Origin of the sequence: Rhizobium sp. R634, from assembly GCF_002211305.1 — a bacterium.
Taxonomy (GTDB): domain Bacteria; phylum Pseudomonadota; class Alphaproteobacteria; order Rhizobiales; family Rhizobiaceae; genus Rhizobium.
In genome coordinates, this window is record NZ_LOKW01000026.1 from 327,289 (window position 1) to 343,095 (window position 15,807).

Annotated in this window: 13 protein-coding genes; 4 read left to right on the top strand and 9 right to left on the bottom strand. The window is 62.4% G+C overall.

Translation table 11 applies throughout. The annotated features are described in order from the left end of the window. The first annotated feature begins 107 nt into the window (after positions 1–107). Complete coding sequence (locus ATY77_RS26925) at positions 108–971, top strand: D-alanyl-D-alanine carboxypeptidase family protein (protein ID WP_088689567.1); 864 nt, start codon at positions 108–110, stop codon at positions 969–971. A 16-nt stretch (positions 972–987) separates the two neighbouring features. On the opposite strand, the gene ATY77_RS26930 is transcribed toward ATY77_RS26925, so the two are convergent. The 5 genes from ATY77_RS26930 to ATY77_RS26950 all read right to left on the bottom strand — a co-directional run bounded on the left by ATY77_RS26930 (position 988) and on the right by ATY77_RS26950 (position 6,412). Further along, complete coding sequence (locus ATY77_RS26930) at positions 988–2,241, bottom strand: sensor domain-containing diguanylate cyclase (RefSeq protein ID WP_088689568.1); 1,254 nt, start codon at positions 2,239–2,241, stop codon at positions 988–990. Between the two features lie 148 nt (positions 2,242–2,389). Then, a complete protein-coding gene (locus tag ATY77_RS26935; protein WP_088689569.1) occupies positions 2,390–3,001 on the bottom strand; it encodes an ABC-type transport auxiliary lipoprotein family protein in 612 nt (203 codons plus the stop codon). 21 nt (positions 3,002–3,022) lie between these two features. After that, positions 3,023–4,393, bottom strand: a complete 1,371-nt coding sequence (locus ATY77_RS26940) for an MlaD family protein (protein ID WP_088689570.1) — start codon at positions 4,391–4,393, stop codon at positions 3,023–3,025. 8 nt (positions 4,394–4,401) lie between these two features. Then, positions 4,402–5,241 (bottom strand): ABC transporter ATP-binding protein, encoded by an 840-nt coding sequence (locus tag ATY77_RS26945; RefSeq protein WP_088689571.1) that lies wholly within the window; start codon positions 5,239–5,241, stop codon positions 4,402–4,404. A gap of 1 nt (position 5,242) precedes the next feature. Next, the gene (locus ATY77_RS26950; protein WP_190233619.1) at positions 5,243–6,412 is read right to left on the bottom strand and encodes an MlaE family lipid ABC transporter permease subunit; all 1,170 of its coding nucleotides are present in this window, start codon (positions 6,410–6,412) and stop codon (positions 5,243–5,245) included. Between the two features lie 102 nt (positions 6,413–6,514). Between ATY77_RS26950 and dgcA the strand changes: the two genes are divergently transcribed. Further along, positions 6,515–7,498: an N-acetyl-D-Glu racemase DgcA gene (dgcA, locus tag ATY77_RS26955; protein WP_088689572.1), complete on the top strand. Its 984-nt coding sequence runs from the start codon at positions 6,515–6,517 to the stop codon at positions 7,496–7,498. Here dgcA and ATY77_RS26960 read toward each other — a convergent pair. After that, positions 7,450–8,667 carry an MFS transporter gene (locus ATY77_RS26960; RefSeq protein ID WP_088689573.1) on the bottom strand — a complete coding sequence of 406 codons (1,218 nt, stop codon included), beginning with the start codon at positions 8,665–8,667 and terminating at the stop codon, positions 7,450–7,452. The two genes, dgcA and ATY77_RS26960, sit on opposite strands and share 49 nt — an antisense overlap. Positions 8,668–8,832: 165 nt before the next feature. Further along, positions 8,833–9,645, bottom strand: a complete 813-nt coding sequence (locus tag ATY77_RS26965; protein ID WP_088674199.1) for a UDP-2,3-diacylglucosamine diphosphatase — start codon at positions 9,643–9,645, stop codon at positions 8,833–8,835. A gap of 202 nt (positions 9,646–9,847) precedes the next feature. Here ATY77_RS26965 and ATY77_RS26970 point away from each other — a divergent pair, with 202 nt between their 5' ends. Beyond that, positions 9,848–10,597, top strand: coding sequence for a phosphoglycerate mutase family protein (locus ATY77_RS26970; RefSeq protein ID WP_088689574.1), 750 nt, complete (start codon positions 9,848–9,850; stop codon positions 10,595–10,597). 27 nt (positions 10,598–10,624) lie between these two features. On the opposite strand, the gene ATY77_RS26975 is transcribed toward ATY77_RS26970, so the two are convergent. Both ATY77_RS26975 and ATY77_RS26980 read right to left on the bottom strand, forming a co-directional pair. After that, a complete protein-coding gene (locus ATY77_RS26975; protein ID WP_088689575.1) occupies positions 10,625–13,777 on the bottom strand; it encodes an efflux RND transporter permease subunit in 3,153 nt (1,050 codons plus the stop codon). A 5-nt stretch (positions 13,778–13,782) separates the two neighbouring features. Beyond that, on the bottom strand, positions 13,783–14,955 hold the full coding sequence (locus tag ATY77_RS26980; RefSeq protein ID WP_088689576.1) for an efflux RND transporter periplasmic adaptor subunit: 1,173 nt from the start codon (positions 14,953–14,955) through the stop codon (positions 13,783–13,785). A 236-nt stretch (positions 14,956–15,191) separates the two neighbouring features. Here ATY77_RS26980 and ATY77_RS26985 point away from each other — a divergent pair, with 236 nt between their 5' ends. Then, positions 15,192–15,785 carry a TetR/AcrR family transcriptional regulator gene (locus ATY77_RS26985; RefSeq protein WP_088689673.1) on the top strand — a complete coding sequence of 198 codons (594 nt, stop codon included), beginning with the start codon at positions 15,192–15,194 and terminating at the stop codon, positions 15,783–15,785. Positions 15,786–15,807 lie beyond the last annotated feature (22 nt).

Consider the following 15,807-nt stretch of genomic DNA (forward strand, 5'->3'; position numbering starts at 1 on the left):
CCAATTTTTGTAGCCGCCCGTCCTTCATTCCGTCACAAACTTTTCCAATGCGCTACAATCAACTGAACGGCTCGTTCGACCTTCAACCGATAGAGACAGCAACATTGATGACCAAGACGACATCCCGGCTTCTTGCCACAGCGCTCTCGTCCGCCTTCCTGCTTGGCGCTTTCACTCTGGCGGAGGCAGGTCAGGCAAGCTTCGTCGTGGATGTGCATTCCGGGCAGGTCCTCGAAGCTTCCAACCAGGACGACTTGAACTATCCGGCGTCGCTGACCAAGATGATGACGCTCTATCTGGCTTTCGAGGCCCTGCATGAGGGCCGCCTCGCCTGGGATCAGAAGCTGACCATGTCGGAAAATGCCGAAAGCAAGGAGCCCTTCAAGCTTGCCGTCGGCGCCGGCCGCAAGGTGACGCTGCGCGAAGCGGTCGAAGCCATCGTCGTGCTCTCGGCCAATGACGCGGCCGTGGCGATCGCCGAGCAGCTCGGCGGCTCCGAGCAGGCCTTCGCCAAAACGATGACCGACAAGGCGCACCAGCTCGGAATGAAGGATACGATCTTCAAGAACCCGTCGGGTCTGCCCGATCCCGAGCAGGTCACCACGGCGCGCGACATGGCGACCCTCGGCGTTTCGCTGATGCGGGACTACCCCGAAGAGTTCAAGCTCTTCTCCATGCGCGGCTTCCAGTTCCGCGGCATGAAGTTGCGCGGCCATAACAACCTCATGTACCGCTATGACGGCGTCGACGGTATCAAGACCGGCTACACCGACGCATCCGGCTACAATGTCGTGACGTCGGCGCTGAAGGACGGCCGCCGCGTGGTGGGCGTCGTCATGGGCGAAAAGACCGCAAGCCTGCGCGACGACAAGATGGCGGGCCTGCTGGACAACTATCTGCCGTCGTCGCCTACGGTCACGGCAACCGGCCAGCCGGGAGCCACGATGACGGACGCGCAGCCGACCAAATAGGCTGCTGCTGGCTTAGCTATCGGAAAGCCACTTCCAGGTGCTGCCGGTCCTGTGCGATCACCCGGCAATTCGTTTCGAATCCTTCTCCCTTGATGGCGAGAATGAATTCCGAGGGAATCCCGGTCGTATTGGAGACTGAGATCCCCGCGCTCTCCGAGCCGATGGACTTGACGGTGCAGTCGATGGTCGAGCGCCGGTCGTTGAACAATATCGAACCCGCCTTCAGCACCCGCCGCCGGGCGCCGATGGCATGATCGGCGTGGATGGAGCTCCACGACACGCACTGGTTCCGCCCGTCGCGTTTGGCCTGATACATCGCGGCATCCGCCTGAGCGAGCAGCGTCTCTATGTCCTTGCTGACGATGGAAAGCGCCGACGTTCCAAGGCTGGCCGTCACGTTCAGGGAGCCGTGATCGCCGAAAACCGGCTGGGAGGCGATGGCGGCTCTGAGCTTTTCGGCGACCGCAACCGCACCCTCCCGGTCGACATGCGGCAGGACGACGGCGAATTCCTCGCCTCCGATGCGGCCGAAGAGATCACCGACGCGGAGGGTGGCCTTGCAGATCGACGCAACCGCCTTGAGAACCGCGTCTCCCGCGGCATGTCCATGCGTATCGTTGACCTTCTTGAAGTGGTCGATATCGAAGACGATGCATGAGAGGTCATGCTGATGCCGCAGCGCAAGCGAAATCAACTGATCGGCCTCCTGCTTGAAGGCGCGCCGCGTCATCGCCTCTGTCAGGCTGTCGGTGGCGGCCGACTGCATGAGTTCGATGCGGTCCATCGCCGCTCCCGCCAGTTCTTCGAGAATGGCAAGGTCTCTATTGCCGAAGGATCGTGGCCTGCGGTCGATGGCGCATACCGTTCCGATCATGTGCCCGGCCTTCGTCCGCAAGGGAACGCCGGCATAGAAGCGGATATGGTCCGCGCCCGTCACCGAAGGATGCCGCGCAAAGCGTGAATCCTTGGTCGCATCCTGCACGATGACCGGTTCGTCACAGTCAACCACGCAGCGGCAGAACGTATCATCGAGCGCCACCTCGTCGGCTGCCAAGCCGGAACAGGCCTTATACCATTGCCGATGCCCGTCGATCAGAGAGACGATGCCGATGTCGATGGCGAAGATCTGCTTTATCAAGCGCACGATGCGCTCGAATCCTTCGTCCCGCGGCGTGTCGAGGAGATCGAGCTGCTGCAGCGCAGCCAGCCGCTCGTTTTCGCGCTGAATAGCCTCCGACGACGACTTTCCGAATACGCGTGCGACCACCATGCAGCATGCCTCCTGACAGCGTTAACATGATGGGTTCCACAAATTCGTGAAGAAATTGAATACGATGGCGGCCCTGGACTTCATCGGCCTCAAATTTTTCAGGCTTCACAACCCTCGATGTCGAAGCAGCGATAGCGAAAAAGCCATTTCAGATTGAACGCAGCGTCCAGGTGACGATTTCGGAGGCAACCGCGGAGAAGGCGCGGTCGAGGCCCTTGACGAAACCGTCATTGTCGCCGCCGGCCGGCGACGTGGCACGGAACACCTTCTGGGCGCGCACCGAGCCGTTGCGGTCGTTGAGGAGCTTGGCTGATATTTCGACCACCGCCTGGTTGCCGTTCGAAGCGTCGATCTCGAAGGCGCGGATATCGGTGACGACCTGGTAGTCGATCGCCAGTCCCTGCCCTGGTATGCCGACGCCGCCAAGCTTGCCGGAGTTCTCGAAAGCTTCGAGCAGCTTCGATTGCACCATGCGCGGCAGCTTGTCGCCCCACTGCGCCCGCGACAGATACTGGATTTCCGAAGGCGACACGCGGATGACGATCTGTTCGCTGTCGAGCGCCCTCAGCGCCGTCGGGCCGGCGATCAGGATCTGGCGAGATTTGGCCGCCGGGCCGTCGCCGCTGACGGAAGCGGAAAGATCATAGGTGTCGTTCTTGGCCGACGTGCCGCAACCGGAAAGGATCAGCGCCGTGAGCGGCAGCGCGATCACCGTTCCCCTGATCCATGAACGGCGCGACAACAGATGCGATGCGACCATAAGCTACCCCTGACTTCCCTGTTAACGCCGCGTCCGGCCGTCATATTGCTTGACCGTGTCCCCACCGAAGATCAGGCGTTGCGGATTGCGGTCGAAGTTGGTGATCGTATCGTTCAGATTGTTCACGGTGCCGCGCATGTCGTTGACGAGCGTCTGCACGTCGCGCAGGCCGCCGCTCGAGAACTTCTGCAGATTGTCGGCGATCGGCCCGATGCGCGCATTCAGGTTGTCGGCGACCTTCTTGAAGGATTCGAGCGTCGCGCGCGCCTCGGTGAACAGCGATTGCGTATTGTCGGTGCCAAGCAGCGCATCGACCTTGATGAGAATGCCGTCGATGCGGGTCGAGGCCGAGTTCAGCTTGTTGGCAAGCTGCGACACGTCCTGGATCGTCTGGTCGATATCCTTCTGGCGCGCCGACACCGTATTGGCGACGTCGCGGATCGAAGCGACGGCGGCGCGGGCGTCCTTGGTCGCCTGCGAGATGTCGTCGACCGAGCCCTTCACCTTCGCCGGATCGATCTGGGCGACGAGCGTATCGACGCGGTCGAGCGTCGCCTGCGCCTGCTTGCCGAAATTGTTGAAGGTCGTGGCCGTCTCGTCGAACTTCTGGATCGCCCCCTTGAGGTCGCCGGAAGCATCCGCGACATTGGCGGTGATCTTCTCGGCATTGGAGACGATGTTGTCGATCTTCTGCGCATCGACCGCCTTGACCAGCGATTCCACAGCCTGAAGCGTCGAATCGACACGGCCCGAAACCGCCTTCACCGTGTTGGAAAGCTCACCGACGCTCTGCAGGAAGGCGTCGATATTGCCGGAATTCTTGGCTAGCGCCTCCGAGAAGGTCTCGGCATTCTTGAAGGTCTCGGTCAGCGGTCCGCGCGAATCCTCGATGAAACCCTGCAGCTCGCCGACCGCATCGTTGGCGCGATCGAGGATCTTGTCGGCAGTCGCCAGAAGATTGGTGACGCTCGACTGGTCCGCGATGATGACGGCGCGTTTGCCGGTATCGATCGCATGCTGGAGGATGCTTTCCTCGCCCTTGCGCCCGCCGGACAGCTCGATATAGGCAGCGCCCGTCAGGCCCTGGATTTCAAGGGCGGCCTTGGTGGAGGGATAGATCGGCGCATCCGTGCGCACCTGCGTGAAGGCCAGCGAATATTGCGGATCGTCGGCATCGATCGACAGTGTCTGCACCGAGCCCACCTGAATACCGTTGAAGCGCACCGGCGAGCCGACGCTGAGGCCGTTGGCCGAGCCCGGAATACGCACGATCAGTTCCGTCATCGGACCGCCGCGGCCATATTCGGCCATCCAGTAGACGAAGCCGAACGCCGCCGCGATCACCAGCACCGTGAAAAAACCGACAATTGTGTAGTTGGCTTTGGTTTCCATCTATCCGGTCACTTCCCGCCGCCGCTGTGCCGCGCGCCACTGTCCTGCGGCACGATCGATCGCGCCCGTTTACCCTTGAAATAGGCCTGCACCCACGGATCGTCATAGGCCAGCATATCGTCGATCGTGCCTTCCACCATTACCCGCTTCTTTCCGAGCACGGCAATACGGTCGCAGACCGAAAACAAACTATCGAGGTCATGTGTGACCATATAGACAGTCAGTCCCAGGCTATCGCGCAGGTTGGCGATCAGGTCGTCGAACTCGGCCGCGCCGATCGGATCGAGACCGGAGGTCGGCTCGTCGAGGAACACCAGTTCCGGATCGAGCGCCAGCGCGCGGGCGAGTGCTGCGCGCTTGATCATGCCGCCGGATAGTTCGGACGGATATTTGTCGGCGGCATCGGCCGCAAGCCCAACCATGCGGATCTTCAGATGCGCCAGTTCGTCCATCAGCGAGCGCGGTAGGTCGAGATATTCGCGCATAGGCACCTGGATATTCTCTTTCACCGTCAGCGACGAGAACAGCGCCCCCTGCTGAAACAGCACGCCGAGCCGCATGTCGAGCGCATTGCGCTGCGGTTCGTCGAGTTCGTCGAAGTCCTGCCCGAGGATCTTGATTGTGCCGGAGCGGCGCGGCAGCAGCCGCAGCACCGTGCGCATCAGCACCGATTTGCCGGTGCCGGACGCACCGACGAATCCGAGGATCTCGCCGCGATAGATATCGAGGTTCAGATTGTCGAGCACGACCTTCGAGCCGAACGCGACCGTGACGTCGCGCGCCGAAAGCACGACATCCCTGCCCCGTCCCTGGCCTTCGATCGGTTGCTCGTCCACGCCACCCGCCATGCTAGAAGTTGATCGCTGCATAGAACATCGCAAAAAGCCCGTCCATCAGGATGACGACGAAAATCGCCTTCACCACCGAGGCCGTCACGTGCTGGCCGAGCGATTCGGCGCTGCCGCCGACTTTCAGCCCTTCGACGGCCGCAACGATGCCGATAACGAGCGCCATGAAGGGCGCCTTGATCATGCCTGAGAGCACGGTCGACAGCGTCACCGCCTCGTGCAGGCGCGCCAGGAAGTTGGCGAAAGTGATTCCGGAATAGCCCCAGGCGACGACGGCAGCCCCGGCGAGCGAGGCAAAGTTCGCCAATACCGTCAGAAGCGGCAGCGCGATGGTCAGCGCCACCAGCCTTGGAAAGATCAGCACGCCGATCGGGTTCAGCCCCATGACCTTCAGCGCGTCGATCTCTTCGCGCATCTTCATCGAGCCGATTTCAGCGGTGATCGCGCTACCGGAGCGGCCGGCGATCATGATCGAGGTCAGGAGCACGCCGATTTCGCGCAATTGCAGGATGCCGACGAGATCGACGACGAAAACCTCAGCGCCGAAATAGCGCAGCTGGAAAGCGCCCTGCTGGGCGATGATCGCGCCGATCAGAAACGACATCAGCAGGATGATCGGAACCGCGCGCACGCCCATATGGTCAATCTGGTTGACGATCGAAGCCGGCGAAACGCCGCTGCCGCGGCCGAGTTTCATCTGCGCGCCGCGCACCGCCGAGCCGAGGATATACATGGAGGCGGCGAGATTGTCCCAGACGTCGTAGGTCATCTTGCCGATCGGCGCCAGGATGCGTGCGGCGAGCGAGACCTTTTCCTTCTGCTCCGGCTCCGCCTTGGCCGGCTCCTCGGAAAACATCTCCAGCATTTCGTCGATATGCGGATTGGTGCCGACGAAGCGCACCGTGCGCCCGGCCGCTTCCTCTTCCTTCTTCAGCCGGCAGAGCAGCCAGATGCCGGCGGTATCGATGTCGGAAACATTCGAGAGGTCGAGTGTCAGATCGCCGGTCTTTGCTCGCCGAAGCTTTTCGAAATCGCGCAGAACGAAATGCACATAGGCGCTGCGCCAATTGCCGCTGAGACGCACATGCTGCCCGGAACCATCGGCATGGTCGTCCACGTCAAGCGAGGCGGCGTTGCGATTCTCGGCGTTCAAGATACTTATGTCTTTCAAGGCTTATGGCGACATTGCCGAATCGCGAAGCGGATCGTTCGTGACCCGGCGCGTCAATATACAGAAGCAACGTCCAATTTCCATGCTCGCAGGACAGCAATAATGCCGCGCACACTCGATATCCAGATGAATTCCTTCCCGATTGCCGGAACTTTTGCCATCTCGCGCGGCGCAAAGACCGAGGCCGAGGTCATCACCTGCACGCTCACCGAAGAAGGCGCGCAGGGGCACGGCGAATGCGTGCCCTACCGCCGCTACGGCGAGACCATGCAGAGCGTCTTCGCCCAGATCGAGGCCGCGCGCCCGCTTGTTGAAGCCGGCATCTCGCGTACCGATCTCTTGTCGGCTATGCCGCCGGGCGCGGCGCGCAACGCCGTCGATTGCGCGCTCTGGGATCTCGAATCCAAACGCACGGGCCAAGCTGTCGCTGCCCGGCTCGGCCTCACCGCGCTCAAGCCGCTCACCACCGCCTACACCATCTCGCTCGGCGAGCCGGAGGTGATGGCCGCCCAGGCGCGCGAACATGCCGGCCGCGCTCTGCTCAAGGTCAAGGTCGGAACCGGCGACGATGAAAGCCGCATCCGCGCCGTCTGTGCGGCAGCACCTGATGCCGCAATCATTCTCGACGCCAACGAGGGCTGGCCCGAAGCGGTGCTGGAACGTCACCTTCATATCGCCGCGGAAGCAGGTGTGGCCCTCGTCGAGCAACCCTTGCCGGCCGGCCAGGATGCGCTGCTTGCCGAGATCCGCCGCCCACTCCTCGTCTGCGCCGACGAGAGCGTTCATCACACCGGCGATCTCGCAAGCCTTGCCGACCGCTACGATGCGATCAACATCAAGCTCGACAAAACGGGCGGCCTGACGGAAGCCTTGGCGATGAAGGCGGAAGCCGAGCGGCTCGGCTTTTCCATTATGATCGGCTGCATGGTCGGCACTTCGCTTGCCATGGCGCCGGCGGTGCTGCTCGCCCAGAATGCCGATTTTGTCGATCTCGACGGTCCGCTGCTGCTCGCCCGAGACCGCGAGCCCGGCCTGCATTATGCCGCTTCTCTGGTCTTCCCGCCGGAAAACGCCCTCTGGGGCTGAAGGTAATAGGCGTAGATCACCAGCCCGAGGCCGGAAAGCGCGACGAGCGCCATGACGTAATAGCTGACGAGCCCGAGCCAGGCGTAGAGATAGCCCGACGCGATGGTCATTAGCCCCATCGCCATGCCGACATAGAAGAAATAGGCGCCCTGCGCCGATGATTCCTGCGTCTCCTGCACCGTCGCCACGATCCGCCGCTGCACGCCCGTATGCACGAAGGCATAGGTGAAGCCGTGGAAACATTGCAGCAGGAAGAAGCCGGCAAAGCCGGCATTCATCGGAAACAGGATCCAGCGGCAGACGCTGACGGCGCAACCGAAGCGGATCAGCGTCCAGGCATTGAAGCGCCGGTTGAGACGCTTCGACAGGAAGAATACCGTCACTTCGGACGCCACGCCGGCACTCCAGAGCAGGCCGACCTCAGTGCCGGAAAAGCCAAGTTGATGCCAGTAGATCGAGGAAAAGGCGTTGAGCACCGCATGGCTCGACTGCTGGATGGCGACACCGATCAGGAGCAGCAGCAAATGCGGCTCGCGCAGCCCGCTGCCGGTGGCGGCCGGTAGGTCGATCGGCTGGCCGCGCCGCCGCGTCGGCCCGATACGCGGACAGAAGATCGCCATCACGACGGTCATGGTGAAACCGAACACCATGACGACGAGCACCATCCCGCCGCCCCAGCGGCCGATCAGCTGGCCGCCGACCAGCGTCGAGACGATGAAGGCGACCGAACCCCACACCCGCATCGACCCATAATCGAGCCCCCAACGGCGCACACCCGAGATGACGATCGATTCCACCACGGGCACATAGGGCGCGAAGGTGGCGCCCTGAAGCGCGAAGACGATCGTCACCGGCCAGAAGCTGGTCGTCCAGTACAGTGCGATCGCCGTCAGCAGCGACAGAGAGCCGGACCAGAGGAGCACGTCGGCGCGCTCCTTCAGGCGGTCGGCGATCATGGCGACCACAGGCGCCACCAGCACGCGGACCACCATCGGTATGGCAAGGATGATGCCGATCTCATGATCGCTGAAACTGTGGGTTTCGAGCCATACCGGGAAGAACGGCAGGACAACGCCATTGACGAGCAGCGGCGCGCAATAGGAAAGCGCGCTGAGCAGCCGGAAGCGCGGCGGCGCTCCCTCACCCGGGAGATGTTGAGCGGGAATCATGGGTGGACCTGAAGGAAACTGATCCTTGTCCTAACACAGCACCCTGGAGGCGACTATTGCGAGAAATAGCCGTCCGGAAACGTTTTAGAAAATAAATAGGGCCTGTCACCTCGCGGTAACGGCTAAATTGCTGCAGAGCCGCCGCGGCAAGCGGCGACGCCGAAATCAGGCTGCCTGCGGGGCGAGCTCCGCGTCTTCGGAGCGCTCGACGGCAACAAGCGCCGGCACGGTGCTCGCAAGCGCCCGCCAGGTGATCAGCTCGAAGGTGCCGTCCTCATGTTCGGCGACCGCCGTGCAGCTTTCCACCCAGTCGCCGGTATTGATGTAGCGGATCCCGTCCATGTCCTGGATCACCGCGTGGTGGATATGGCCGCAGATCACGCCGTCGGCGCCGCTCTTGCGGGCTTCTTCGGTCACGACACGCTCGAATTCACCGATGAAATTGACCGCATGCTTGACCTGCAGCTTGGCCCATGCGGAAAACGACCAGTAAGGCATGCCGAGGCGGCGGCGGACGGCCGCGAGCAGAATGTTGATGCGGATGGCCGTATCGTAAGCCCAGTCGCCGAGATAGGCGAGCAGCCGGGCGTTGCGGACGACGACGTCGAATTCGTCGCCGTGCAGGATCAGGTATTTCTTGCCGTCGGCGCCGTCATGCATCATGCGCTCGACGACTTCGATGCCGCCGAAATGCATGCCCGGGAAGTCGCGCAGGAATTCGTCGTGATTGCCGGGGATGTAGACGACGCGCGTGCCCTTGCGTGCCTTGCGCAGCAGCTTCTGGACGACGTCGTTGCAAACCTGTGGCCAATACCAGCTGCGCTTCAGGCGCCAGCCGTCGACGATGTCGCCGACGAGCACGATCGTATCGGCTTCATGGTAGCGCAGAAAATCCAGGAGGAAATCAGCCTTCGCGGCCTTCGAGCCGAGGTGCACATCGGAAATGAAGAGTGTGCGGAAATGCCTGGGTTCCATCATGTCTGTCACGAACAGTGCTCGTGCCCCATCTTTCATCTAGCCTTCCAAAACCAGACTCGTGTTTCAGGAAGATGACAGACTGGGGAAAAGCCCTGCAAACCTGTTGCTTGCGCGCCGGGCGGCATCCTGCATGGCATGTTGCCCTGGGAATGGAGCGCGTTCATGATGGCGCCGATTCCTATCGGACAATGCGGGATGGCTGATGCGTCTCTTTCTCGTTCGCCACGGCGAATCCCTCGGCAATATCGACGAGCGCGCTTATCGCCAATTCGGCGATCACAACGTGCCGCTGACCCAATGGGGCTATCGCCAGGCGGCGGAAGCAGGCGCCGTCATCGCCTCCTATCTCACGGGATTGCCGAGCCAGGGATTCCAGAAGCTGCACATCTGGTATTCACCGTTTCTGAGGACCCGGCAGAGCAAGGATGCGCTGCTTCAAGCGCTGCCGGAGAGTTTCGTCGGCGATGTCAGGGAGGATTATCTGCTGCGTGAGCAGGATTTCGGCCTCTTCACGGAAATCTACGATCACGCCGAGCAAAGGCAGAAATTCCCCGAGGAATTCGAAAAATGGGCAAGGCTGCGCAACAACAGCGGCAAGTTTTACGCGCGCCCGCCGGATGGCGAAAGCCGCGCGGATGTGGCGCAGCGGGTGCGCCTGTTCCTCCAGACCGTCATGCACGAGGCCGAAAGCGGCGACCATAATGTTGCGATCGTCGGCCACGGCGTCACCAACCGCGCCGTCGAAATGAATTTCCTCCATCACTCCGTCGATTGGTTCGAGCGCTCCGATAATCCCGGAAATGCCGACATCACGCTGATCGAGGGCACGCGCCGCCAAGGCTACGACACCATCCTGCTGCACCAGGCCGCCGACCGCCAGCCGGGACAGGAAAGTCAGCTGCGGGACGCCCATGGCGCCGACGTCACGCTCACGCCGAAAACCGGCCGATAGCCCAAGGCAATCCGCCGGCGCTTTACGTCATGTCGCCAACGTCACGGTCGCCGGCTCCTCGCTTGCCGCGGCCTGTTCGGTCACCGCCGCCGGCCGCTTCGTCCTCAGCAGACGCAGCACGAAGACGAAAAAGACGGGAACGAAGAAGATCGCCAGCACCGTCGCCGAGATCATGCCGCCGAGCACGCCCGTGCCGATCGCATTCTGGCTTGAAGCGCTAGGCCCGGTGGCGATTGCCAGGGGCACGACGCCAAGCGTGAAGGCGAGCGAGGTCATGATGATCGGCCGGAAGCGGAGACGAGCGCCTTCGATCGCGGCATCCATCAGCGATTTGCCCTCGGCAAAGCCGTCCTTGGCAAATTCCACGATCAGGATCGCGTTTTTGGCCGAAAGGCCGATGATCGCGATCAGGCCGACCTTGAAGTAGATGTCGTTGGACATGTCGCGGCTCATCACCGCGAGCACGCAGCCGAGCACGCCGAGCGGCACGACCAGCATCACCGACAGCGGGATCGACCAGCTCTCGTAAAGGCCGGACAGCAGCAGGAAGACGAAGAGGATGCTGAGGCCGAAAAGGATCGGTGCCTGGGTGCCCGACCTGATTTCCTCCAGCGATTGCCCCGTCCATTCGAAGCCGAAGCCCTCGGGAAGTTCCGAAGCCAGCCGCTCCATTTCGGCGATCGCCGCGCCCGACGAATAGCCCGGCGCCGGTGCGCCCGAGAGGCGAACGGCGGGGTAGCCGTTGTAGCCGACGATCTGCGCCGGTCCCTTGCGCCATTCGGCGATGGCAAACGATGACAACGGCACCATGCCGCCGCTCGCATTGCGCACGTTGAGCTTCATCAGGTCTTCGGCTTGAAGCCTGCTCTTGTCCTGCGCCTGGACGATGACGCGCTGCATGCGGCCCGAATTCGGGAAGTCGTTGACATAGCTCGAGCCGAGATTAGCGGTGATCGTGCTGTTGATGTCGGCGAAGGCTACGCCGAAGGTGTTTGCCTTTTCACGGTCGATGACGAGCACCAATTGCGCCGAATCCGGCATGCCCTCCGGCCGGACACCCGCGATCACCGGATTCTGCGACGCCTTGCCGAGCAGCATTCCCGCCGCCTCGGTCAGCGCCGCCTGCCCCTTCGCGCCGCGATCCTGAAGACGGAAGGTGAAGCCGTTGGTCGTGCCGAAACCTTCGATCGGCGGCGGCGACAGGGCAAAGGACGTCGCATCTTTCAGCGCAAACAACTGCATGTTGACGCGATTGGAGATCTCCTGAACCGAATTGCCCTCGCCGCGCTCGGCCCAGTCCTTGAGCGTCACGAAGACGAGCGCCGCGTTCGGTCCCTGCCCCGAAAAGCTGAAGCCCTGGATCGCGACAATGTTGTCGACGGCCGGCTCTTTCCGGAAGATCGCTTCGATGCTCTCCAGCGATGCCACCGTCCGGTTCCGGCTCGCCTCCGGCGGGCCTTGCACGTCGACGATCAGGAAGCCCTGGTCCTCATCCGGCACGAAGCTGCTCGGCAGGTTGACGAAGAGATAGCCGAGACCGACGACCAGCGCGACATAGACGGCCATCATGCGCCAGGAGCGCTTGGCCAGTCCGCCGACGGTGCGGGCATAGCGGCCGGTCAGCCGGTCGAAATTGCGGTTGAACCAGCCGGCAATGCCTTTCTTCTCATGATGGCCCTTGATCGGCTTCAGGAACGTCGCGCAAAGCGCCGGCGTCAGCGACAGCGCCAGAAAGGCCGAAAACAGGATCGACACAACCATGGTCAGGCTGAACTGACGGTAGATGATGCCGGTAGAGCCCGGGAAGAAGGCCATCGGCACGAAGACGCAGGAGAGCACCAGCGTGATCCCGAGGATCGCGCCTGTGATCTGCCGCATCGCCTTCTTGGTCGCCTCCTTGGGCGACAGCCCTTCCACAGCCATCAGGCGCTCGACGTTCTCGACGACGACGATGGCGTCATCGACGAGAATGCCGATGGCGAGCACCATCGCAAACATCGTCAGCACGTTGATCGAGAAGCCGGCGGCAAACATCACCGCGAGCGTCCCGAGCAGCGCGACGGGCACGACGAGCGTCGGAATGACCGTGTAACGGAGGCTCTGCAGGAAGATCAGCATGACGATGAAGACGAGCGCCACGGCTTCGGCAAGCGTATGCGCCACCTTCTCGATGGATGCGGAGACGAACGGGCTAGTATCGTAGGGAACGGCATATTCAACGCCGGAGGGGAAGAAGCGTGACAGCTCTTCCATCTTCGCCCTGACCAGATTGGACGTATTGACGGCATTGCCCGTCGACGACAGCTGGATGGCGATGGCAGCACTCGGCTGTCCGTTCAGCCGGGTGGAGAAGCTGTAGCTCTCGCTGCCCTCCTCGATGCGCGCGACATCGCGCAGCCGGACGATCGAACCATCGGCATTGGCGCGCAGCACGATATTGCCGAATTCCTTGGTATCCGTCAGCTGCCCCTTGACCAGCACCGTTGCCGTCAGATCCTGGGAGATCGGATTGGGTGCTGCGCCGATCTGGCCGGCCGCGACCTGCGCGTTCTGCGCCGTGATCGCCGCGCTGATATCCGAGGCAGTCAGGTTGAGGCCGACCATCTTGTCGGGATCGATCCAGATGCGCATCGCCCGCTGCGATGCGAAGAGCTGCGCGCGGCCGACGCCGTTGAGACGGCGCAGTTCCCCGATGACGTTCCTGTTGAGATAGTCGCCGAGCGCCACCTCGTCGGTCTTTCCGTCCGTCGAGGTCAGCGAGATAAACATCAGGAAGCCGGATGACGCCTCCTCGACCGTGATCCCCTGGTCCTTGACCGTCTGCGGCAGCCGCGGCTCGACGCGGCGTATGGCATTCTGGACGTCGACGGAAGCCTGGTCGATATCGGTGCCGGCCGCAAAGGTCGCGGTGATTGTCATCGCGCCTGAGGTATCCGAGGTCGATTCGAAATAGGAAAGCCCTTCGACGCCGTTCAGCTCCTCCTCGATCTGGCGGGTGACACCCTGATAGATGTCCTGCGGCGATGCGCCGGGGTAGCTCGTGCTGATGCTGAGCTGCGGCGGCGCGACTTTCGGATATTGGGCGACCGGCAGGAACGGAAGCGCGATCAGGCCGGCAATGGAGATGAAGATCGCAAAGACCCAGGCAAGGATCGGGCGATCGATAAAGAAGCGTGCCATCGATCTTACTCCGGCTTCCTGGCGTCGCCGGACGCCACCTGGCCTTCGCGCTGTTCTTCGGGCGCGACCTTCGCGCCCGGCTGCAGCTTCTGGACGCCATCGACGACCAGGCGTTCGCCAGCCGACAGGCCGCTCTCGACAACCCATTCATTGCCGGAGGACTGGCCGAGTTCGACATCGCGCGGCTGAACGACATCGCCCTCTTCGACCACATAGACCTGCGCCTTGCCTTCGGCGGTGCGAACGACGGCTCGCTGCGGGATGACGATCGCATTCTCGCGGATCGCCTGCTCGATGCGCACCCTGATGTAAAGCCCCGGCAGCAGGTCGCCCTTGGGATTGGGGAATTCGCCGCGAAGGGTGACCTGGCCCGTGGTCGTATCGACGCTCGCGCTGCTGAAGAGCAGTTTTCCGGCCTGGCCGTAGACCGTGCCATCGTCGAAGACGAGCTTGATATCGGCCTTGTCTGGTTCCGTCGACGCAAGGGCGCCGCTCTCGACGGCCCGTTTTAGCGCCAGCAGTTCGCCGGAGGACTGCGTAAAATCGGCATAGACGGGGTCGATCTGCTGGATCAGCGCCAGCGCATCGCCGGCATCGGCCGTCACCAGCGCGCCTTCCGTCACCAGCGCGCCGCCGATGATGCCCGTGATAGGCGCACGGACTTCCGTATAGCCCAGATTGATCTTCGCCTCTTCGAGCGCCGCCTGCGCCAGCGCGACATCGGCATCCGCCTGCGCCAGCGCGACGGCGGCCGCATCATATTCGACGCCGCTCGCCACATCGCGATCGCGCAGCGATTTCTGACGCTCCAACTGCTGGCGGGCGTTCAGCTGTGTCGCCCTGGCGCGTTCAAGGCTGGCTTCCGCGCTTGCGACCCGCACGCGAAACAGCGCCGGATCGATCCGATAAAGCACGTCGCCCTGGTGAACGAGGCTGCCCTGCTCGAAGACCCGCTCCTGCAGAATGCCGGAAACCCTGGCCCGCACCTCGGAAACGCGCGTCGCGGCAATGCGGCCGGGCAGCTCGCTGACGACGGGAACCGGGCGGGTATTGAGCTTGAGCACGCTGACGGCGGCCGGCGGCATCGCGCCGCCTTCCTGTGCGTGAGTCGGCAGTCCGGCGCAGAGGAAAGACGCCAGGATCAGCGCATAACGCAGTGATTTGGTTCGAAGAAGCATGTTTATCAGCCTTCTTGGATGGCCACTATAGTCTAAAAAAACACAGCCCGCCGAAATGACGTTCGGCGGGCCTCCTGAACCGACAAGTAACGGATATTTTTTCGCTTTGCAAGATACCTACCGGTCGGTATGATAGCATTATCACACTGGAAGAGCCCATGGCACCGCGGCCCCGGGAGTGCTACTGACTCCGGGGCGCCCGCGCCACCAAGCTCCTCATGAATACGGGTCATGCCTTGATAGATAGCCCTCGAAACAGAAAGAAACAGCCTGATGTCGTGCGGCAGGCTCTCCTCGATTGCGCCACGAAACTGGCGCTGGAGCATGGTCTGGCCGCCGTCAGCCTGCAGGCGGTTGCCAGTGCCGCCGGCGTGACCAAGGGGGGACTGTTTCACCATTTCCCCAACAAGCAGGCTCTCGTCGAGGCGGTGTTCGATGGCATGATGGAAAGTTTCGACCGCGAGATCGACGAGGAGCTGGACAAGGACAAGGGTGGCCACGGCACCTTCACCCGCGCCTATGTGCGCACGCTCTTTGCCGACCGCGCTCTCAATAGCAGCCCGTGGTCGGCGCAGACCATGACGGTCCTTGCCGATCCCTATTCCAAGAGCCTCTGGCACAAATGGATCAGCGACCGGCTCACCAGACACGCCGCGACCGATACCGGAACACGCCTCGAAGTCGTGCGCCTCGCCGCCGACGGCGCATGGCTCACGCATGTTCTGCGGCCTGACGACCAAGCCGCGTCCGACGACACAGCTCTGCTGCAGGAATTGATCGATCTTACCGGGGATGACATACGACGAACATGTCACTGCTTGGCGACATAAAATCGCCGCGCGCCAGACCGAA